At 47.3% G+C, this 20,296-nt stretch carries 25 protein-coding genes; 2 read left to right on the forward strand and 23 right to left on the reverse strand.

Annotated features, from left to right (window positions below; genetic code table 11):
* On the forward strand, positions 1–559 hold a 559-nt coding region (locus DEALDRAFT_RS14695; RefSeq protein WP_008518910.1), incomplete at its 5' end, for an IS3 family transposase.
* Positions 560–1,019: 460 nt separating this feature from the next.
* On the opposite strand, the gene DEALDRAFT_RS14705 is transcribed toward DEALDRAFT_RS14695, so the two are convergent.
* The 10 genes from DEALDRAFT_RS14705 to DEALDRAFT_RS14750 all read right to left on the reverse strand — a co-directional run bounded on the left by DEALDRAFT_RS14705 (position 1,020) and on the right by DEALDRAFT_RS14750 (position 7,278).
* Positions 1,020–1,466 (reverse strand): hypothetical protein, encoded by a 447-nt coding sequence (locus DEALDRAFT_RS14705; RefSeq protein ID WP_008518912.1) that lies wholly within the window; start codon positions 1,464–1,466, stop codon positions 1,020–1,022.
* Between the two features lie 69 nt (positions 1,467–1,535).
* Complete coding sequence (locus tag DEALDRAFT_RS14710; RefSeq protein ID WP_008518914.1) at positions 1,536–1,883, reverse strand: hypothetical protein; 348 nt, start codon at positions 1,881–1,883, stop codon at positions 1,536–1,538.
* Between the two features lie 36 nt (positions 1,884–1,919).
* The gene (locus tag DEALDRAFT_RS14715) at positions 1,920–2,687 is read right to left on the reverse strand and encodes a hypothetical protein (RefSeq protein WP_008518917.1); all 768 of its coding nucleotides are present in this window, start codon (positions 2,685–2,687) and stop codon (positions 1,920–1,922) included.
* 190 nt (positions 2,688–2,877) lie between these two features.
* Entirely contained in the window at positions 2,878–3,312 is a 435-nt protein-coding gene (locus DEALDRAFT_RS14720) for a hypothetical protein (protein ID WP_008518919.1), read from the reverse strand.
* Between the two features lie 387 nt (positions 3,313–3,699).
* Complete coding sequence (locus DEALDRAFT_RS14725) at positions 3,700–3,978, reverse strand: sigma-70 family RNA polymerase sigma factor (RefSeq protein WP_318026068.1); 279 nt, start codon at positions 3,976–3,978, stop codon at positions 3,700–3,702.
* Between the two features lie 273 nt (positions 3,979–4,251).
* Positions 4,252–4,584 (reverse strand): Imm40 family immunity protein, encoded by a 333-nt coding sequence (imm40, locus tag DEALDRAFT_RS14730; RefSeq protein WP_050780841.1) that lies wholly within the window; start codon positions 4,582–4,584, stop codon positions 4,252–4,254.
* 188 nt (positions 4,585–4,772) lie between these two features.
* Positions 4,773–5,234 (reverse strand): hypothetical protein, encoded by a 462-nt coding sequence (locus DEALDRAFT_RS17165; protein WP_196776638.1) that lies wholly within the window; start codon positions 5,232–5,234, stop codon positions 4,773–4,775.
* A gap of 29 nt (positions 5,235–5,263) precedes the next feature.
* The gene (locus DEALDRAFT_RS14740; RefSeq protein ID WP_143753482.1) at positions 5,264–5,590 is read right to left on the reverse strand and encodes a hypothetical protein; all 327 of its coding nucleotides are present in this window, start codon (positions 5,588–5,590) and stop codon (positions 5,264–5,266) included.
* A gap of 10 nt (positions 5,591–5,600) precedes the next feature.
* Entirely contained in the window at positions 5,601–6,869 is a 1,269-nt protein-coding gene (locus tag DEALDRAFT_RS16295; RefSeq protein ID WP_083798833.1) for an RHS repeat-associated core domain-containing protein, read from the reverse strand.
* Positions 6,811–7,278, reverse strand: a complete 468-nt coding sequence (locus tag DEALDRAFT_RS14750; protein ID WP_161598036.1) for a hypothetical protein — start codon at positions 7,276–7,278, stop codon at positions 6,811–6,813. Before DEALDRAFT_RS14750 ends, DEALDRAFT_RS16295 begins: the two co-directional genes overlap by 59 nt.
* A 39-nt stretch (positions 7,279–7,317) precedes the next feature.
* On the opposite strand from DEALDRAFT_RS14750, the gene DEALDRAFT_RS14760 reads away from it, so the two are divergent.
* Positions 7,318–8,483, forward strand: a protein-coding gene (locus tag DEALDRAFT_RS14760) for an IS3 family transposase (protein ID WP_143753483.1) whose coding sequence is annotated in 2 segments (ribosomal slippage) — positions 7,318–7,564 and positions 7,564–8,483 — 1,167 coding nt in all. Because the reading frame shifts where the segments join, the coding sequence is not laid out codon by codon here.
* A 99-nt stretch (positions 8,484–8,582) separates the two neighbouring features.
* On the opposite strand, the gene DEALDRAFT_RS14765 is transcribed toward DEALDRAFT_RS14760, so the two are convergent.
* The 13 genes from DEALDRAFT_RS14765 to DEALDRAFT_RS14825 all read right to left on the reverse strand — a co-directional run bounded on the left by DEALDRAFT_RS14765 (position 8,583) and on the right by DEALDRAFT_RS14825 (position 20,277).
* A complete protein-coding gene (locus DEALDRAFT_RS14765) occupies positions 8,583–9,215 on the reverse strand; it encodes an RHS repeat domain-containing protein (RefSeq protein ID WP_008518931.1) in 633 nt (210 codons plus the stop codon).
* A 150-nt stretch (positions 9,216–9,365) separates the two neighbouring features.
* Positions 9,366–10,070 (reverse strand): RNA polymerase sporulation sigma factor SigK, encoded by a 705-nt coding sequence (sigK, locus tag DEALDRAFT_RS14770; RefSeq protein WP_008518933.1) that lies wholly within the window; start codon positions 10,068–10,070, stop codon positions 9,366–9,368.
* 110 nt (positions 10,071–10,180) lie between these two features.
* Positions 10,181–11,821 carry a peptidoglycan D,D-transpeptidase FtsI family protein gene (locus DEALDRAFT_RS14775; protein WP_008518935.1) on the reverse strand — a complete coding sequence of 547 codons (1,641 nt, stop codon included), beginning with the start codon at positions 11,819–11,821 and terminating at the stop codon, positions 10,181–10,183.
* 54 nt (positions 11,822–11,875) lie between these two features.
* Positions 11,876–13,099, reverse strand: a complete 1,224-nt coding sequence (locus tag DEALDRAFT_RS14780; protein ID WP_008518937.1) for a peptidase U32 family protein — start codon at positions 13,097–13,099, stop codon at positions 11,876–11,878.
* A 12-nt stretch (positions 13,100–13,111) separates the two neighbouring features.
* Complete coding sequence (gene mltG / locus DEALDRAFT_RS14785) at positions 13,112–14,152, reverse strand: endolytic transglycosylase MltG (protein WP_083798834.1); 1,041 nt, start codon at positions 14,150–14,152, stop codon at positions 13,112–13,114.
* A 22-nt stretch (positions 14,153–14,174) separates the two neighbouring features.
* A complete protein-coding gene (locus tag DEALDRAFT_RS14790; RefSeq protein ID WP_040379275.1) occupies positions 14,175–14,465 on the reverse strand; it encodes a DUF1292 domain-containing protein in 291 nt (96 codons plus the stop codon).
* A 73-nt stretch (positions 14,466–14,538) separates the two neighbouring features.
* Positions 14,539–14,955, reverse strand: coding sequence for a Holliday junction resolvase RuvX (gene ruvX, locus DEALDRAFT_RS14795; RefSeq protein ID WP_008518943.1), 417 nt, complete (start codon positions 14,953–14,955; stop codon positions 14,539–14,541).
* Positions 14,956–14,977: 22 nt separating this feature from the next.
* Positions 14,978–15,250, reverse strand: coding sequence for an IreB family regulatory phosphoprotein (locus DEALDRAFT_RS14800; RefSeq protein ID WP_008518945.1), 273 nt, complete (start codon positions 15,248–15,250; stop codon positions 14,978–14,980).
* 57 nt (positions 15,251–15,307) lie between these two features.
* Entirely contained in the window at positions 15,308–17,926 is a 2,619-nt protein-coding gene (gene alaS, locus DEALDRAFT_RS14805; RefSeq protein WP_008518947.1) for an alanine--tRNA ligase, read from the reverse strand.
* Positions 17,927–18,026: 100 nt separating this feature from the next.
* Positions 18,027–19,091: an AI-2E family transporter gene (locus DEALDRAFT_RS14810; protein ID WP_008518949.1), complete on the reverse strand. Its 1,065-nt coding sequence runs from the start codon at positions 19,089–19,091 to the stop codon at positions 18,027–18,029.
* Positions 19,092–19,145: 54 nt separating this feature from the next.
* Positions 19,146–19,346 (reverse strand): hypothetical protein, encoded by a 201-nt coding sequence (locus tag DEALDRAFT_RS14815; protein ID WP_008518950.1) that lies wholly within the window; start codon positions 19,344–19,346, stop codon positions 19,146–19,148.
* Between the two features lie 4 nt (positions 19,347–19,350).
* Positions 19,351–19,827: a PRC-barrel domain-containing protein gene (locus DEALDRAFT_RS14820; protein WP_008518952.1), complete on the reverse strand. Its 477-nt coding sequence runs from the start codon at positions 19,825–19,827 to the stop codon at positions 19,351–19,353.
* Positions 19,828–19,875: 48 nt separating this feature from the next.
* On the reverse strand, positions 19,876–20,277 hold the full coding sequence (locus tag DEALDRAFT_RS14825) for a BofC C-terminal domain-containing protein (protein ID WP_008518954.1): 402 nt from the start codon (positions 20,275–20,277) through the stop codon (positions 19,876–19,878).
* Positions 20,278–20,296 lie beyond the last annotated feature (19 nt).

Below are 20,296 nucleotides of genomic sequence, written 5' to 3' on the forward strand. Positions count from 1 at the left end.
ATCAATCATCACTCCCGGTAGCAGAGAATCTTTTAACCAGAACTTTAAAGCTGACAAGCCTGGAGCCGTCTGGGTTACCGATATCAGCTACGTAAATACCGTTGAAGGCTGGTTATACCTGGCCACCGTTAAGGATATATGTACAAAAGATATTGTTGGCTGGGCAACTGCTGACAATATGAAAACAGAACTCTGCATTAAAGCCCTTGAAAGCGCAATTAAACGTTTCCGACCATCACCGGGATTAGTTCATCACTCTGATAGAGGGGTGCAATATTGTAGCAAAGATTATCAGAAACTTCTTAAGAAGAACGGAATGGTATGCAGTATGAGCCGTAAAGGCAACTGCTACGATAACGCCTGCGCAGAAACGTTTTTCGGCACCATAAAATGCGAGATGCTCTACCATAAGAAATATGAAACCCGTGAAGAGGCCCATCGGGATATATTCTGGTACATCGAGATATTTTACAACCGTAAAAGGCGGCACCAGTCTCTTGGCTATATGACCCCTGCAGACTATAGAAAGTCCTTCGAAGAGAAGCCACTGGCGGCTTAAATATATTAGCTGTGATGCCAGGTTAGCGGCATTAGCAGCTTGATTACAAAATGGTGTAATAACAGATTTCCAAGCAATTGTGTGATTTAAGGAGAATAGCTAACTCTGAAGTGTCCAGTTTAACGGGAAAAGGTCAATTACACTTAATCTAAAAAGTAGTAACAACACCATCACTACAACAATAAAGAAACTCTGACATGCAACAGCTAAAATGCTAACTGGCTTATTGGCTCTGAATATGAACAACAATCTGTTAAGCCAGCTAGGGATCTGAATAAAATACCCTACATGACGCTCTCTAATTGTTGATAAAATATATCCAATTATCCAAAAAGAAAAAATATAATATGCTAATGTTCTAACCTCATTTTCCATTCTGCACCCCTGAATTAACTTTGTTTAAGTAAGTAACTTAAAGATGTTAATACAATATCTTCAAGCAAACAAAACCGTGTACATGCTACTTCAGCCCATTTATTTCTTTAGACCAATATTTTTGCACCTCGTAAATCACGCTTTTTCGGTAATTCATCACAAATAAATCTTGACTGATATCCCCTGTTACATAATTAGGTTCTTCTTTCAAAGAAAAATAAATCCATTTCTTAAATCCCGGAGAGCGATTTGTAACACCTATTGATCCAATATCATCCCACCGCATTTTATAACTAAGGTTAGGATTTCTATATTCAACACCTTCTTTTCCGATTTGTATAGTTTGAAAAAACCAGAGCTTAACTCCTTCATATAAACAATAAATAGCTAACAAAGCAAGAAGGAGCATCAATAATCTTAGATTTTTATCGGGAGAGAAACTGAATAAACCAATAAACATTAATAAACCTATGCTCATTCCAATAGTTCCTACTACTCCTATGTAAGTTTTAGTAACATAAAATGTTTTCATGTTCATGTCTCCAAGTTTAGTTTCTGGGAATGTCCCCTAGGATGATATCTTGGCAGATGGAGAATGGATTTATAAACGCCGGTAGTATAAGAACTTATCAACACCAATAGTCAAGACAGATATTAGAAACAAAAAGCTAAAGATATATTCATAAATCTCAATAATACTGATAAGCTCTGAGACGATTCCTAATCTGAATAACATTAACAAGGTAATAGTAACAACCATGAATACTATCTGCCAGGCAACTGCTATTATAACAACTGGTTTGTTAGGTCTAATTACAAACAGGAGCCTATTAAGCCAACCCGGCATGTGTATAGATTTGAAATAACTTTCATTTAGTGTAGAAAAAACATATCCAATTAACGATGCATAAAAAATAAAATAAACTAACGTCCTAACTTCATTTGACATTTTAAAGAACCTCCTGGGCGACTGATTATACAAACATTAGTTGAAAGTAGTTTTAAAAAAGAGGCTCAACAGCATATACACAGTAACAATTATTGCCACGGGCATAGCTGTAACATATAACTTTTTCCAGTTTCCCAAATAAATAGCCATACTACCGAAGCTAATCAAAGCAAACGGCAATATTATGACAGCAATCAATAGATAGTCATTATTTAAACGTGTGCTCAGGAATACAGCGATAGAAATCCACAACAACCCCAAGATCAACCCGCCACGTAAAAACCATCTATTTCCTAGCAGCCTATCTCTTAAAGACAGCCCGGTATAGTCGCGCTTTTCATGGGGTAAGGGAAGTTCATACACGTTTACAATGTCTCCCTGCCAATACTTTCTGATTTCTTCTATTGCGCTTCTTCTATAGCCAAGCATAATAAACTCTTTCCCAATCATATCTAACATTACATACTTTACCGGTGCTGTGTCAGTCGTGAAATAAATACAAGGTGACCAACCAGGTCTACCTTTAAAGATATCACTGATACCAACCGTAACTACATCATCCCAGGACATTTCATATCTCTTAAAAAGTGTTACATATTTTACGCCACTCTCATCTATTTCTATAAAATCACTGAGAATATAAACTATTATGGAAATAGCTATTGCAATAGATATTAAAAGAAGAAGTAAACCTAAAAAGTCTCGTTCAAAATAATACAAGATCGAACACATCGATACAAAAATAAATTGCAGAATTATAAGTGGTATAAGCAAAGATGGTTTAAGTCTATAAAATTTCCTCAATGCAATCTCCCTCATTTACACTAGAAATAATAAGACCGGTAGTATGTCCCGCAGAAGCCCCTGGAGGAACCTATTGGCAACTCTGTGGAATAAAGTCAATACCATAATATGCCAATGCATCAATAATTACAACAACTCCTAGGTCTATATATTAGGCTTTGCAGAGCTTAGAAACAAAAGCGTGTAGTTGCTACTGTAGCCCATTTATTTCTTTAGACCAATATTTTTGCACCTCGTCAATCACGCTTTTTCGATAATTCATCACAAATAAATCCTGACTGATCTCTCCTGTTACATAATTAGGCTCTTCTTTTAAAGAGAAGTAAATCCATTTCTTAAATCCTGGAGAACGATTTGTAACACCTATAGATCCAATATCATCCCACCGCATTTTATAACTGAGGTTCGGGGTTCTATATTCAACACCTTCTTCGTCAAATTTCATAAATCGGAAAAAACACACATTTATTACTTCTAATACGCAATATATAAATACGAGTAAAAGCAAAAAACCTATAAGTTTATTAAAATGATAGTACACTCCTATTCCTGCAATAAATACGGGCAATAGTAACGCTGTACCCAGGATACCGACAGAAGGCTTAACCATAAGGTGCTTTTTCATTCTTAAACTCCTAGCTAAATTATTTTTGTAACCCAGCACCCCAATATGGTCGGAACTTCGTACAAATCATTGTAGAGGAACCAATTATCAGTGTCGTCACTGATGTTACAGCAGTACTCCATAGGGCTGCAATGTAGCGGTCTACTCGAGTAATTTTTGGCGAGTCTTTTATAATTTTCTTTTATACCATAATATTCCATAACGTGTTTTTTTACAATGACTACAAGTCCACTTCTGATTAGGACTCTGGTCCTATATTTAATAACTTATAGTAATTGCAGACTCATCTCGCAATGATCAAATAAAAATGGCAGACAAGGTGAGGCCCTTGTCTGCCATTTACCATTACTAATTTGTTTCGATGTGCTGTATATCGGTAATTACATCCTATAAACTTTGTCTTTCCTGGCGAAATTCTTCGGCTATTTTTGCTATCACTTTCTTTTCAATGCGGGAAACGTAGGAACGGGAAATCCCCAGGGATTTGGCGATTTCTTTTTGGGTTTTGCGGCGGCCCATGGGCAGGCCAAAGCGCATGGCCAGGACTGTGCGTTCGCGGAGTTTGAGCTTTTTGATTACTTCGTAAAGTTTGGCTTCCAGCATCTTGCGGTCTACTTCGTTTAGGACCAGTTCTTCGTCGGAACCCAGGACATCTAAAAGGGTGATTTCGTTGACTTGTGGTTTATATCTGTCTTTACCTGTGTAGCGACATTCTTAAGGTACTTTTCAGGGAGTCAAACCCGGAGCTAATTGTTTCCTTAATTTCACCCCAAAACAACCCCGACGTACCATCACTCTTATTAACCCGGTCGTTTCTGGTGTACATATAAGGATGCAGCGTTGCTTTAGGCCCACAGGATCAGGGAATGGGATATCTTGAATGATGTTTGAAGCCAAAAGAGAAAAGCCACATTCAAAACTGTGTGACCTTTCTTTTTACTATGCACATTCAAATATAATGCTATAAAGGTAATTATCTCCATTATATTTTTTGTAATGAGTAATGTACTCAAACGCCTTTTCTCTGCTATCACGAACAAAGTTTTCGCTGTGTGACTTATTTATATACCAACTGTCATATGTTGATTGGATTCCGTTTTCTATACATGTATAAACATCTCCACCGAGAATTGTGTACCCATGATTAGCTAAAAAATCAATCACCCTTAAAGCATCTTGACTTTTCCAAGCTATTTCAGATATACCCATAGACTCAAGACTTTGCCCCATACTCAATAATTCTTTTGGCAAGCAAGTATATTTCTCATTCACTAAAATACACCCTTCCTTTACCATTTATTGGGTTTGAATAGCCTATGGTTACATGTTACCATCAGGCTCAATGATATATTCAAATATGCCTTCTTTGCCTGTGTAACCCCCCGGTATTTCAACCTTTGTTCTCATTATTTTATCTCCGCCGGTTATCGGGGCAACCTTGCCATTAGCACCAAAGCCGTCTACACTTTCTGGAAACTATGATAATCCCCTTGCTTCATTTGTGCTTTGACTTTATCTGTGTACTTAATATTCTCTATAGGATTAGTCTTAGGTGCTCCCTCTTTAACACCAGCGGTAGCTCCTCTGCCACTATTCGTTGCCTGTAGTCCCCGAGCTATTGGTGCCAAATATGCTGTTCCGGCTGTTGATACCGTGGCGGCTGCGAACTGAGATGTTCGGTATGCTTCCTCATTACCTTTAAAGACTTTGTCTTTTATTAAATTGACGGAGTGTCGATTACTGCCTGAGAGCCCATGCCCTATATCCTGGCCGGCTTCCCACATATCCGAGACACCCGTTGCTGCCGTATATGTTCCGGTACCAATGGTCGTCACAGCAATCGCTTTAACCAGTAACGGGGAAGCATTGGCAATTTTTGATATGCCTGCTTCTATTTGAATGGTTAAAGAAAGAAAGGTCACATCAGCCGAAACTGTGTGACCTAAGCAAGCTAAATATTATCTATCCTTAGTGAGAAATTGGGCTTAAAACCAATGATCACATCAATTTTATTCTCTTTTCTGTTAATTCTAATTTGCTTGCCATCTGATTTCATACTCTTTACATTACTTAATTGAATATCAAAAATTATATCGTCAACATAGCTTAAGCTTACATTACATTGGTTTTCATAAACTGATAAGCTCATCACAAGTTTGAACCCTAAAGCATTGCTTAAACTGTAAATGAACATTCCAGCTTCCTTTTCTGCAATTAATATAGGCTCACTTTCAAAGAGTTCAAGCAACTCATATTCATCATATTGTATAAACATCATAAAGCCTCCTTTATTTTGGAATAACAGTTATTACATCACCAGCACTATTAACAATAACATTTACATTAGAATTTTGGTGTACAAATGTTCCAGCATCTTTTCCCGGAACCATTGTTGTATTTCTTATAGCATCTTCAACAACAATTGGAGGAACACCCCTTGGGTCTATATGCTTATTGATAAAATCGCTATATTCTTTTGAACCAGGCTTTAATCCAACAGCCTTTGCTCTCTGAACTGCCCTTGTATGCAGTTCAGCTCTTACCTCAAGTGTATTTGGTGCCATTCTTTCAAGAGCATGCCCAGAGTATTTTCTTCCATTTATTACATCGCCTCCTCTTTTCATGTTCCAACCAAAGTTAGGCGTTCCCTCTTTAACACCAGCGGTGGCCCCTCCGCCACTATTCGTTGCCTGTAGCCCTTGAGCTATTTGGCCCAAATATGCTGTTCCGGCTGTTGATACCGTGGCGGCTACGAACTGAGATGTTCGGTATGCTCCCTCATTACCTTTAAAGACTTTGTCTTTTATTAGATTGACGGAGTGCCCACTGCTGCCCGATAACCCATACCCTACATCCTGGCCGGCTTCCCACATATCCGAGACACCCGTTGCCGCCGTATATGCTCCAGTACCGATGGTCGTCACCGCAATCGCCTTAACCAGTAACTGAGAAGTACCGGCAATTGCGGCCACTAATAGCGGGGTAGCAGCACCACCTGTCAGGACGGAAGCAGCAACTCCTACAGCGACTACACCAATCGCCGTGTATATTCCTCCCGTCATTGCTTTGGATATGCCTGCTTCTATCCTGTCCCGATTGATATTATCTACAAATGTTCTGCCTGACTCTAAAGCTTGCGTCCCTCTGTCGGCAGCAGCCCGAACAAGGTCTCTTCCTCTGGATGCCGCTTTTTGCGAAGACTGCCTTAGCTTCGACTCCGCTGTGGCAACACCCTTCTTTACGGTCTGTGTTAATGACTGATACGTCTCCTTAGCCGTTTGCACTGCTTCGCCGGCTCTCTTTGTTACAGTCGATGCTACATTCTGTAAACCCTGGACAATTCTTTGTCCAGCACCCTTAATTTCACCCCAGAATAACCCCGACGGGTCAATCTTATTAACCGGGTCGTTTCTGGTGTACATATAAGGATGCAGAGTGGTGGGGTCATCCAAATAACCCTTAAAGGGGTCTTTTTGCAGGAAGACACCTGTTGCTGGGTCATAGAAGCGGGCCCCCCATGTGTAACAGGCCTGCATCCGGGTCGTGTTCCACCCCATACTTTCCTACATATGTACGCTGTTCATTAGTAGTACCGGTACGGTTAATTACTGCACCCCAGGGGTCATAAGCCAGCGTATCGGTTAACTCTGCCAGTGCATCTGCTATAGCGCCCAGGTTACCTTGGGCATCATGGTAATAATATGCTTCGCTGCCGTCTGCTGAAATCCTGTTTAAGAGCCCCTCAAGACCGGCAGTATATTTCACTACGCTTGCAAAATCGGAGGTGGTGCTCTCCATAATAACGGTAGCGCCGTCATAGAGGTAATACAGTTCTCCGGAGAGAGTACTTGTCCGGCTTACTTTTCTGCCGTCGCCGTCATAGGTGTAGGCTACTTCTGCGGTGGGGGTGATGATGCCGGTCATGCGGTTTTGGAAGTCGTGACCTGTACCCGAATTGCTGGACACACATGAGTTAGGTATAATAACCATGTGGAGGAGATAAAAATGTCAAGCAATGCAAACCGGTACAGTGAAGAATTTAAGAAGGATGCCATTAAGCTCGTTCAGGAAGGTGGCAGATCCGTTAATGGTGTCGCAAAGGACCTGGGGATAAACGCTCAGACATTACGGAATTGGCTTAAAGAAGAGAAAAAGCGGCAGAATCCTGAAAGTGCGAGGATCCTTGAGCTCGAGGCCCAGCTAAGAGCTGAGAAGCGCAGAAGCGGTGAACTTGAAGAGGCTGTCGACATTTTAAAAAAGGCTACAGCACTCTTCGTAAAAGACAACCGGAAAAAGTAATCTACCTACACATCAACGAACTAAGCTCCCAGTTCCCGGTTGAGAAGTTGTGCAAACACCTTGAAGTACCAAGGAGCAGCTTTTATGATTGGAAAAACAGAGGTCCCAGCAAGCGGGCTCTTGAGAATGAAAAAATCCTTGAAATTGCTAAGAAAAGTCATGCTGATTGTCAAGGCATATGCGGTTTAGACAAAATGCTGGAAGACGTACGGGAACACTTTCCTAAATGCAGCCGCGAAAGGCTTTATGGCATCCAAAAACGTAATGGATTGTACTCCAGGCGCAAGAGAAAGTTTAAAGCCACCACAGACTCAAATCATCAACTCCCGGTAGCAGAGAATCTTTTAAACCAGAACTTTAAAGCTGACAAGCCTGGAGCCGTCTGGGTTACCGATATCAGCTACGTAAATACCGTTGAAGGCTGGTTATACCTGGCCACCGTTAAGGATATATGTACAAAAGATATTGTTGGCTGGGCAACTGCTGACAATATGAAAACAGAACTCTGCATTAAAGCCCTTGAAAGCGCAATTAAACGTTTCCGACCATCACCGGGATTAGTTCATCACTCTGATAGAGGGGTGCAATATTGTAGCAAAGATTATCAGAAACTTCTTAAGAAGAACGGAATGGTATGCAGTATGAGCCGTAAAGGCAACTGCTACGATAACGCCTGCGCAGAAACGTTTTTCGGCACCATAAAATGCGAGATGCTCTACCATAAGAAATATGAAACCCGTGAAGAGGCCCATCGGGATATATTCTGGTACATCGAGATATTTTACAACCGTAAAAGGCGGCACCAGTCTCTTGGCTATATGACCCCTGCAGACTATAGAAAGTCCTTCGAAGAGAAGCCACTGGCGGCTTAAATATATTAGCTGTGATGCCAGGTTAGCGGCATTAGCAGCTTGATTACAAAATGGTGTAATAACAGATTTCCAAGCAATTGTGTGATTTAAGGAGAATAGCTAACTCTGAAGTGTCCAGTTTAACGGGAAAAGGTCATCGTAGCTGTAGCGGGTGAGGCCGCTTGTGTCTGTTTTGGTTAAGCGGTTGCCGTTATTGTCGTAGGTGTATGTGACATCTCCGGCAGTTAGTAGTTGGTTTGCGGCGTCGTAAGTGTAGTTGACGGTACTGTTGGGGCCGGTTAAGGCAACGCGGTTGCCAACCGGGTCATAGGTGTAGGTGATGGTACCCCGGCTGTCGGTGACCTCGGTTAACTGGCCTAAATCGTCATACTGATAGTTGGTTGTGTCTGCGCCGTCCCGTACCATGGAGGTACGGCGACCGTTGGGGTCATATGCGTAGGTGTAGTCTGCCAGTGTTTCGCCGATATCAGTCATGCTTTGTACCGATACCATCCGGTTGGCGTCATCGTAGGCCAAGGCAGTAACGGTGTTGTTGGGGTAGGCGATTTCTGTGATGTTACCGGCGCTGTCGTAAGTGAAGGTAAAGTCTTTGCCTGTTGGGTCGCTTAGGCGTGTCAGCTGGTTTAGTTCGTTGTACTGGTAGGAAACGTTGTAGATACTGGCGTTGTTTTGGATGGCATTGATGCCGGTACGGTTGCCCAGGCTGTAGGTGTAACGTAGCCCTTGACCCATTTTTCAATAAAGTGTAGGCACTTTTATATAGTAATGAAATCCAGAACCCAAAAAAAAGGACAGACTAGGTGTATTTCCTTGTCTGTCCTTTCAGATTATCTACCATTTTGCTGTTGTTCAGGAGGATCCTTTAATATCTGTAATTAGATACTATAAACTTTGTCTTTCTTGGCGGAACTCCTCCGCTATTTTTGCTATCACTTTCTTTTCAATGCGGGAGACGTAGGATCTGGAGATGCCCAGGGATTTGGCGATTTCTTTTTGGGTTTTGCGGCGGCCCATGGGTAGGCCAAAGCGCATGGCCAGGACTGTGCGTTCGCGGAGTTTGAGCTTTTTGATTACTTCGTAAAGTTTGGCTTCCAGCATCTTGCGGTCTACTTCGTTTAGGACCAGTTCTTCGTCGGAACCCAGGACATCTAAAAGGGTGATTTCGTTACCCTCTTTATCTGTGCCGATGGGGTCATGTAAGAGCACTTCAGCTTTGCGTTTGGTGATGACGCGGATGTGCATAAGTATTTCATTTTCGATGCAGCGGGCGGCGTATGTGGCAAGACGCGTTCCTTTGTTGTTATTAAAGGAATCGATGGCTTTGATTAAACCTACTGTACCGATGGAAATCAGGTCTTCCTGATCCTCACCGGTATTTTCAAACTTCTTAATTACGTGTGCCACCAGGCGAAGATTTCGTTCAATCAGAATACTACGGGCTTCCTCATCACCTTTGGCCATCAGGGCCAGATACTTCTTTTCCTCCTGCGGTTTTAACGGCTGGGGGAATGAATTGTTATTTAAGTAGGAAACAAGCAACACGATTTCTTTCACGACGGCCGCCACAATGGTAATAAACGGTAGCAAAAAAGCACCCCCTCACAGATGTCATCTTTAACATAATATGCGGAGGGTGCTTATTTGTGACTGGTAAATAGTAACATAACAACACAAAAGGTCCGTCCCGTTGTGTGTGGTTAGTGGAGATTGTCGGTTATGCGTCGGAAAATTTGGGTGGCGGGCGTGGCGTCTCGACCTGGGCCTGAGTATAGGGGTTTGTCCTTTCCGTGCAGAAAGACGGTGATGACCAGGGGTTGGCCGTCTGGTTCAGCATAGCCGGCAAACCAGGAGTGTTCAATCGGCTCGCCTTCCATCGTGGCCTGTGCTGTTCCTGTTTTGCCGGCTATCAGGTAGTCTGGGCTATAGATGCGGGACCCGGTGCCGGTGCCGGACTGGACCACGTCGGTCAGCATGCTCCTGAGGCTGCGAGATACGGCGGGGTGGATGACCTGCGTGCCGGTATAGACCCGGAATTCTCTGACGGTGTTACCCTGGCTGTCGATGATTTCCGAGACCAGACGCGGATAAACATCGCGGCCGTTATTGATGATGGTGGCCATCATTCTGGTAATCTGCAGTGGGGTAACCTGCACTTTACCCTGCCCGATGGAGGCGTTGCCCAGGTCGCCTAAAAAAGGCATCTGGGCCGGGGAGGGAATTTGGCCGGCATGCTCTCCCAGGGGGATACCGGTAACACTGCCTAGTTTGAATCTTTCGGCTGTTTCCTGCAGCGTTTCCCGGCCCAGCTTTTGTCCCAGCCAGACAAAGTAAACGTTACAGGATACGGTGAGGGCCTGCCTGAGGTCCACTTCGCCGTGGGCCTCCCCGCGATAGCAGCGTATGGAGGTGTCGTCACTTAATTCAATGGCCCCGGTACAATAGTAAGTTTCTGAAGCCATGTTTTCTTCCAGGGCGGCGGCAGTTAGAACTGTTTTAAACACTGAACCGGGTTCATAGGGGCGGATAGCTTTATTTAAATGGTTTTCGCGGTCATATTGGACTTCAAGGCCGGTATAGAGTGCCCGGGGTTTAAAGTCCGGATAGGAGGCCATGGCCAGGATGTCTCCGGAGTGCGGCTCCATCACCACCACAGCTCCGCTTAGGTCGGCATCGGCCAAAACCTGCTCTACTGTGGCTTGGATATGGCTGTCAATGGTGGTTATAATGCTGTAGGGGCGGCCTGTGTCATCGCCGCGCCAGTCACGGTACCCCAGGCCTTCTACCAGGTTACCGCGGGCATCCACAATGGCCGCCACGGAAAAGGGACGACCCGCCGACAGTTCGTCATTAAAGGCCCGCTCCAAACCCGACATATTGTTGGTGGCTTGTTGGACAAAGCCGGTGACATGGGGTGCCAGAGAGTTATATCCGTAGCGCACCTGTTCCAACGCAGAGATTACGCCTTCGCGCGGCATATCTCCCAATTCCCGGTTGATGGTGCTTTCCGGGCCAAAGGCAAAGACCGATTGATCTGGCCGAGTCTCTGCATGGCGGGAGAGGATTTCCCGGGTCTCACCGTCCAGGATGGGCTCAAAGAATACGGTAACCGGTTTCCATTGACTATCTAAGAGGGATACGCCTTCCCGGTCCAGAATCTGGCCGCGGCCGGTGGGTTTGTAATCATAGCGCAGTGAGCGCTGGTTGACTGCGATGCGGGCATACTGCGGACCCTCCAGGATTTGCAGCTGAAATAAGCGGCCCAGGAGGACAAAAACAGGGAGAAAAAAGAGCATGGTTAATATAACGATTCTTTTTTGGCGTTCAATTCTTTTAGACATAAGAACACCCCGCAGGATAGACTAAAATTATAGTCTTTCATGCGGGGCATTATTTTATACACTTTTGGCCCGGCGAATCAGGGAAAATTCCTCCACTGCAAAGGGCATGTGCAGGGATACGTGTTCCTGCACCCGGATAGCCTCCTCAATGGGGGCGCCTTCTGCATTGCGCAGGTCTTTTACGGTGAAGTGACGGCTGGGAGTTTTCGGGCCGGCCACCTCGAGTTGTTCTCCGACGGCAAAGCGGTTGCGCATCTCCACCACAGCCCGATTGTTTAGGGCATCATAGCTTTGGACCACTCCCACAAATTCATGGCTTGCCACCTGGGCTGTGGTCTCCGGGACCTGGCCCTTTACCCCGGGATTGCCGTGGAGAAATCCGGTAGAGTAAGGGCGGTGGCTTATTTTATGCAGCTCATCTTTTAAGGCCGGATCAAGGGTATAATTGTCCGGATCTGCCAGGTAAGCATCCAGTGCCTGGCGATAAGCCCTGGTGACGGTGGCTACATAATAGACACTTTTCATGCGGCCCTCTATTTTAAAACTGTTTACACCGGCTTTGACCAAATCGGGAATGTGTTCAATGAGGCAGAGATCCCGGGCATTTAGAATATAGGTGCCGCGTTCATCTTCATAGACAGGCAGGTATTCTCCCGGACGTTTTTCCTCCATCAGGTGGTACTTCCAGCGGCAGGCCTGGGCACATTGGCCGCGGTTGCCGCTGCGTCCTTCCATATGGTGGCTGAGATAACAGCGTCCTGAATAGGCCCAACACATGGCTCCATGGGCAAAGACCTCCAGCTCCAGGTCCGTGTGAGAGCGGATTTCCGCAATTTCCGGCAGGGTCAGTTCCCGGGCCAAAACAATGCGTGCTACGCCGGCATCCTGCCAGAACCTGGCGCTTTTCCAGTTGGTGGTGTTGGCCTGGGTGCTTAAGTGGCAGGGTAGCTGCGGTACCGTTTCCCGGGCCAGGGCAAAAACGCCCGGATCGGCAACGATCAGGGCGTCCACTTCCGTGTCGGCTAATGTTTTAAGGTATGCAGGAAGTTGGGCGATATCTTCATTGCCGGCGAAGATATTGATGGTGACGTACACTTTGACACCGTGTTGGTGAGCAAAGTCCACGCCTGTTTTCATTTCTTCTTCGGTGAAGTTACCGGCAAAGGCTCGCATACCAAACTGTTTTCCCGCCAGATAAACGGCGTCGGCGCCGTAGATTACTGCCATTTTCAGTTTTTCCAGATCACCGGCCGGAGCCAGGATTTCAGGTTTATGCATGGCGGTTCCTCTTTACTGTCGGTTATTACGGGATCGGCGGATATTTTGCTGATGCTCGGCATACGTGCGGGCAAAATAGTGCTCACCTGTGCCGTCTCTTTTCAGAACGTAATAGAGATAATCCACATCTTCCGGATACAGCACTGCCATAATGGCACCGCGGCCCGGTGCGGCAATGGGGCCGGGGGGCAGGCCGGAGACGTAGTAGGTGTTGTAAGGGGATTCCACTTCCAAATCCACATAGAGAACCTGTTCACGGTGTTCTCCCAGAGCGTAGAGTACTGTGGCATCAATTTGCAGCGGCATGCCTATGGCCATGCGGTTGTGCATAACGGCGGCCACCGTTTCCCGCTCCTGGGGGGCCTGTACTTCCCGCTCCACCAGGGAAGCCAGCGTCATCACCTCATGCAGGCTCAGGCCCAACTCTTGGGCTCGCTCCCGCATTTCTGCGGTGAAGACTTCTTCCATGCGGGTTTGCATGCGGCTCAGGATGGTTTCGGCTGAGACACCTTCGTCAAACTCGTAGGTGTCGGGGAAAAGATACCCCTCCATTGCGTAGCGCATTTCAGGATGAGTTTGTCCCATGGCCGGCTTTGCTTCTCCGGCCAGGTCCATAAACTCATCGGCATCTGCCAGGCCACGGTCTTCCAGGCGTTGGGCTATTTGTTCCAGAGTGAGCCCTTCCGGGATGGTAACGGAGACAGTGGGACGGTAGACGTTGCCTGCAGACAATTCCGCCAGGATTTCATCCATATCCATGCCGTAGCTTAGCAGGTAGTTTCCTGCTTGCAGGCCTTGGTCCATGCCTTGGAATTTGGCGTAGAAGCGAAAAACGGTGGCGTTTCTCACCAGGCCTTCCTCTTCCAGAATATTGGCGATGCGAGTGGATGAAGAGCCCTGGGGAATGGAGACCAATATTTGCTCTTCCGCCATGGCCGGCACATCCACCGGTTGCAGTAAGGTATTAAGTTGAAAGGCCAATAAGCCAAACGCCACGGCCAGCAGGACTAAAAACCCTCCTGCCAACCGCAGCGAAGTGCGCATCATCATCATGATTCCTCCGGGGAGTCAGTGTCTATTCTTCTTCAGCCTCAATGCCGGTCATCTCTTCCCAGGCCTGGGCTACAGATTCCCATTCGTCATCGTCTTCCACCACAGTCAGCGTCTGTTCTCCTTCCGCTTCATCGATGCGGAAGATTACCGCTTCCTGTTCCTCAGACTCACTGTTAATCAGTCCTTCTTCGGTGGGAACCAAAATGGCATACTCATTTTCATTGACGGGGATGATGTCCAAAACCATGAAACTGTGTTCCTGCCCGTCCTCATCTACAAGCGTGACAATATCATCACGGGTTTCCTCTGTCATTCTATTATACACCTCTTCCTTCTTTAGAGTAAACGTCTATATTCTTGACAAAATTTCCTGTTTTTATCCATTTTTACTTTCCCGGGTTCGCCTGCAGATAGTTTTGTAAAATCAGCACCGCCGCCATTTTATCTATCACTTTTTTCCGTTTGGCGCGGCTCATGTCTGCCGACAAAAGGGTCCGCTCCGCCTCCATGGTGGTGAGGCGCTCGTCCCACAGTTTGACGGGCAGATTAAGCTCTGCTGACAGCTTGTCGGCAAACTCCTCCGACAGTTTGGCCCGGGGCCCCACGGTGTTATTCATATTTTTGGGATATCCCACCACAATCAGGGAAACTTCATATTCTGCCACCAGTTCCCGGATTCGTTTCAGGTCATTTTCCCAGGTAGTGCGTCGGATGACTTCCAGGCCCTGCGCCGTCCAACCCAGCGCATCACTGGCCGCCACACCGATGGTGCGGTCCCCCACATCCAATCCGAGAATTCGCATGTATTCACCTCAGGTGTTAAGATTAAGCCTGATTGTCCAGCTGCTTAAGATAAGTGCCCACCACTTCTTCCAGCAGCTCATCCCTTTCCAGTTTGCGGATTAGCACACGGGCGTTATTGTGGCTTGTGATATAGGCCGGGTCGCCGGACAGAAGATAGCCCACAATCTGGTTAATGGGATTATAACCCTTCTCCTTTAATGCACCGTACACAATGGCAAAAACATCCCTTGCCTGATACTCCTCATCTTCGGTTGTCCGCTTGAATTTCATGGTCTGGTCAAATGAATTTTCCATACCTTCACCCCCCGGCTTTGTTATTGTTATAATTCTATCTTGCCCGGTAATTTCCTTTTATTTCTTTTGGTTTTCAACCAAACTATCAACTTTCTCCAAAGCCGATTCCAGTTTATCCGGATCTTTGCCGCCGGCCTGGGCCATATCGGGTCGGCCGCCGCCGCCGCCGCCGGTCAGTTTGGCCACCTCGCCCACCAGCTTACCGGCATGGTATCCGGCCTTTACCAAATCATTTGTTACAGCACCTACTAACAGTACTTTTCCTTCCGCTGCGGCTCCCAGAATAATGATGCCGGAGCCCAGTTTATTCTTGAGGCGGTCGGCCATTTCCCGCAGGGTTTCCATGTTGCCGGCGCTGACCCGGGCACTTAGGACAGGCACACCGCTTTTTTGCGATACTTCAGAGAGCAATCCGTCCACTTCCATCCCGGCCAGTTTCAGCTGCAGACGCTGGTATTCCCGCTGCAAATCCTTAAATTCGGCCTGCAGTCCGGAAATTCTTTCGGGCAGTTGCTCGGGGGAGGACTTAAGCTGTGCGGCGCATTGCTCCAGAAGCTGGTTGCGCTGGGCAAACCACCGGTAGGCGGCTGCTCCGGTCAGCGCTTCGATACGGCGCATACCGGCCCCGATGCCGGCCTCGGAGACGATTTTTAAGAGGCCGATTTCCCCGGCGCTTTGCACATGGGTTCCGCCGCAAAGTTCCATGCTGTAGTCGCCTACACGTACTATGCGCACCGCATCACCGTATTTTTCATCAAAGAGGGCGGTGGCCCCCATGTCTTTGGCTTCATCCAGGCTGGCCAGTGTAACGGAAACCGGCTCATTGGCCCAGATTTTCTCGTTTACCTTCTGCTCCACTTCCGCCAGCTGCTCCGGAGTAGCGGCGCTTAAATTGGTAAAGTCAAAACGCAGGCGATCCGGTGTCACCAGCGACCCGGCCTGTTTGACATGTTCACCCAAAACCTCCTGCAAGGCGGTGTGAATCAGGTGTGTGGCCGTATGGTTGCGGCAGATGGAACTGCGGCCGGGCGCAAATACTTTACCCTTTGCCGCATCTCCCACGCTGACGGTACCCTGTTTAATACTGCCGCGGTGAATCACCTGTTCAAAGGGAGTCATCACCGTGTCGGTTACTTCCATGGTCCCGCCGTCGGTGATAATAATACCGGTATCGCCGGCCTGGCCGCCCCGCTCACCGTAGAAAGGCGTCACGCTAAGCACCACTTCCGCTTCATCACCTTCGGAGACGGCACTTGCCGGTTGGCCGTCTTTTAAGATGGCCAGCACCTCGCCCTCAGCTTCCAGAGAATCGTAGCCGGTGAACTCGGTGGTCAGCTGGCGCAGGGACTCATAGTCGGTGTCATCCTTGCCAAACACGCTGGCGCCGCGGGCGCTTCTGGCCCGCTCCCGCTGCGCTTCCAGTGCTTCCTGATACCCTTCTTCATCCAGAATAAGTTTATTTTCAGCAAGGATTTCCTTGGTCAAATCAATGGGGAAGCCATATGTATCATAGAGCTTGAAAGCGGCATCGCCGGGCAGTACACCGCGCGGCCCTGCTTTGTGCATCAGCTCATCTAGGATTTTCATCCCCTGTTCCAGGGTTTCATGGAACCGCTCTTCCTCCAGACGAACCACTTTTTGGATATATTCACGGCCTTTGGCCAACTCGGGATAGAATTCGCCGTATTCATCCACTACCAGGTTAACGGCGTTGTGCAAAAACGGTTCACCCACACCCAAAATTTTTCCGTGGCGAACAGCGCGGCGCAAAAGACGGCGCAGTACATAGCCGCGGCCTTCATTGCCGGGCAGGATACCGTCACCCACCATAAAAGAGATACCGCGCAGATGCTCGGTTATAATGCGCAGGGAAGTGTCTTTCTCCTGGTCTTTGCCGTACTCTGTTTTTGTCACTTTGCTAAAGTGGTCCAACAGGGGACGGACTGTGTCAATTTCAAATAGGTTGTTTACGCCCTGCAGCACCACAGCCAAACGCTCCAGGCCGGCCCCGGTGTCAATGTTTTTCTGTGTCAGCGGCACATATTCACCGCTTTCGGTGCAGTTAAACTGGGTAAATACCAGGTTCCATACTTCCAGAAAGCGGTCACAGTCGCAGCCCACTTCACAGTTGGGCCTGCCGCAGCCACGGTCTGCTCCCAGGTCATAGTAAATCTCAGAGCAGGGTCCGCAGGGGCCTTGTCCGATTTCCCAGAAATTATCTTCCTTGCCCAGGCGGAATATCCGCTCCGGAGCAATGCCCACTTTTTTATGCCAGATATCATAGGCTTCGTCATCGTCCAGATAAACACTGACATACAGCTTGTCCTCCGGCAACTTATAACCGGTGGTTACCAACTCCCAGGCCCAGAGAATTGCTTCTTCCTTAAAATAATCCCCAAAAGAAAAATTGCCCAACATTTCAAAGAATGTGGCGTGACGGGATGTGCGGCCCACCCGCTCAATATCCGGGGTGCGTACGCATTTCTGACAAGTGGCCACGCGGGGTTTGGGGGGCGTTTTTTCTCCCGTAAAATAAGGCTTGAGCGGTGCCATGCCGGCACCTACCATCAACAATGTTGGATCATTTTGCGGTATTAAAGAAAAACTGGGTAAAACCAGATGTTCTTTACCTTTGAAAAATTCCAGGAATGTGGAACGGATTTCTTTGGACTTCATGCCAAAACCTCCCTGCTTCGTTTCACAAACCATTATATAAGAGGAAAGTGAACAATGTCAATAAAGCGCGGACTTCTGCCCATTCTGGTGCATTGAGTTTTTAGCGATTGGCGGCCAAATCGATGGCGTGTTTAAAAAAGATACGCACCATAGCCGCAAAGGGAACGGCAAATATTAACCCAACCAGGCCAAAGAACCTTCCGCCCACGATGAGCACAAAGATAACAATCAGCGGGTGCAGGCCCAGGCTGCGCCCCAAAATTTGCGGGGTTATGAACTGACTTTCAATCTGCTGCACAATAACTATCACCACCACCACCTGCAAAGCCAGGGCCGGTGAATGCAAAAGGCCGATGAGGACTGCCGGTACGGCGCCGATTAAGGGGCCGAAGTATGGAATGATATTGGTCAGCCCGGCAATAATGCCCAAAAGGAGGGAAAAGTCCACTCCGATTATTGTAAGCCCCACATAGGTCAAGAGCCCTACCAGAAAGGAAATTAAAAGCATGCCCCGAAAATAGGCTCCCAGAGTGCGGTCCATCTCACTGCCCATGGAAGCCACCCATTTACGGTAGCGACTGGGAAAGAGCATGACAAAGGAGCGTTTAAGGCTTTCCATATCCCGCAAAATGTAATACACCAACAGAGGGATAATCAAGATAGTAAAGGTGTGGGCAAACAGGCTAAGGACAGTGCCTGTGACCCGCTCCACCACATCCTGCAGGTTTTCCTGCAGGGCCACAATGTTTTCGTCCAATACCAGGCGGATGTTTTCCGGCATATTAATGCGCTGGTAATCCGACTGCAGATGTAAAAGAAAACTTTGCACATGCCGGGTATAATCAGGAATTTTCTCGCCCAGTTTCTGCAGTTCCAAAAGCAGAGTGGGAATGGTGGAGATACCGATTAAAAAAATGGTGGAAAAAAAGACAGCATAAATAAGTAAAATCCCCAGATGTCGCGGAATGCGGCGATTCTCCAGGAACTCTACCAGGGGGTTTAAGATATAGGCCAAAATAATTGCCAGAAAAAACGGCAGCAGAACCAAAAATGCCGCCGCTCCCACTCTGTAGAGCCAATACAGCAGCAGAAAAATCAGTGCAGCGGCAACACTAATGACTCCGTAGCGCACATAAATGCTATGATGCTTATGGTTTTTATCCACGCCACTTCCCCCTATCTGCTTAATTCTTATGCGGGGAAGCAGGGGTCAATTCAGCTAACCCAATAAATTTTCTTCCACCGCCTGTCCATCCTGTGCCAGTTCATTCAATGAAACCAGCGTCCCCTCTTCATCCACATAGTAGGCGGTGAATCCCTCCTGTCCCTGCATTGCAAATTCATGCAGACAGTTCCAGCAGTAATATTGCTCCGTCCCTACTTTTCCTGTATCAATGCTGCCACATAGCGGACAATGCATAATCTCACCTCGTTTCGTCACGAATAATAAGCACATCTTCACCAATGTTTACGTCCATGGGCGGCTCCATTACCTGGCGGCCCTGCAGGATATCATCGATTAAGCCGGCGGACAAACGCCACCCGGCAACACGTCCCGTTTCTTCTTCAAACAAGATGTCTTCCACCACGCCCAGTTCGGATCCGCCGTAGGAAATAACCCGCATCCCCAGCACACGGCGGGTGGGATGTCCTTCTATTTGCGGCGGGTCACCGGCAGGATTGCCGCCTTCCCGGCTAACCAGGATGGCATCGCTACCCATGCTCAAAATGTCACGGTAGGAAAACACACGGCGGTGAGGCAGCCAACCGCTGCCTTCGGCCACAAAGGCCACCACAGAGGCGCCTTTTTCATCAAGAAGCCATTCTCTTAGCTTCCCCAGTTCCCGTCCGCTGGCTGCATGGATGACGGGGAGCCCCGCTGTTTCCCGGGAAAAGCGCACCGCGCCACCTCCAATGGCATTATTATTGCCCGTTAACATAATCATTATTCAGCTGGTGTAGTTCTCCAAGAGGCTCAGCATTTCCTGAATATCCTCAAAAGGAACGCCTTCTTCCAGCTGCGGACGCAAATCATCACGCACCTCATATTCGGTTATATCCTGTAAAACTCCGTCAGGCGGGGTACCCTGAAAGATAGCTATCCGGTCATTATGAATGCCCAGATAACCCCTAAACATCATTTCCCGCTCAGAATAGCCGCCTGGATCTTCTATGGCTTCCTGCATATTAACATAAAAGTCCGGGTCTGCCGGTTGTGGAGCCACATAAGGCAGCTGATCATCAGGCGGTGGCTGCCGGGTCACCACCTGCAGTGAAGCGTAGCCGACCAATCCGCCCAGCATAAAAACGGCAATCATCTTCAAAATGGTACCTATTGTTTTGGATACCACTGAAAAAACCCCCTTTCAC

The organism is Dethiobacter alkaliphilus AHT 1 (assembly GCF_000174415.1).
Taxonomy (GTDB): Bacteria; Bacillota; Dethiobacteria; order Dethiobacterales; family Dethiobacteraceae; genus Dethiobacter; species Dethiobacter alkaliphilus.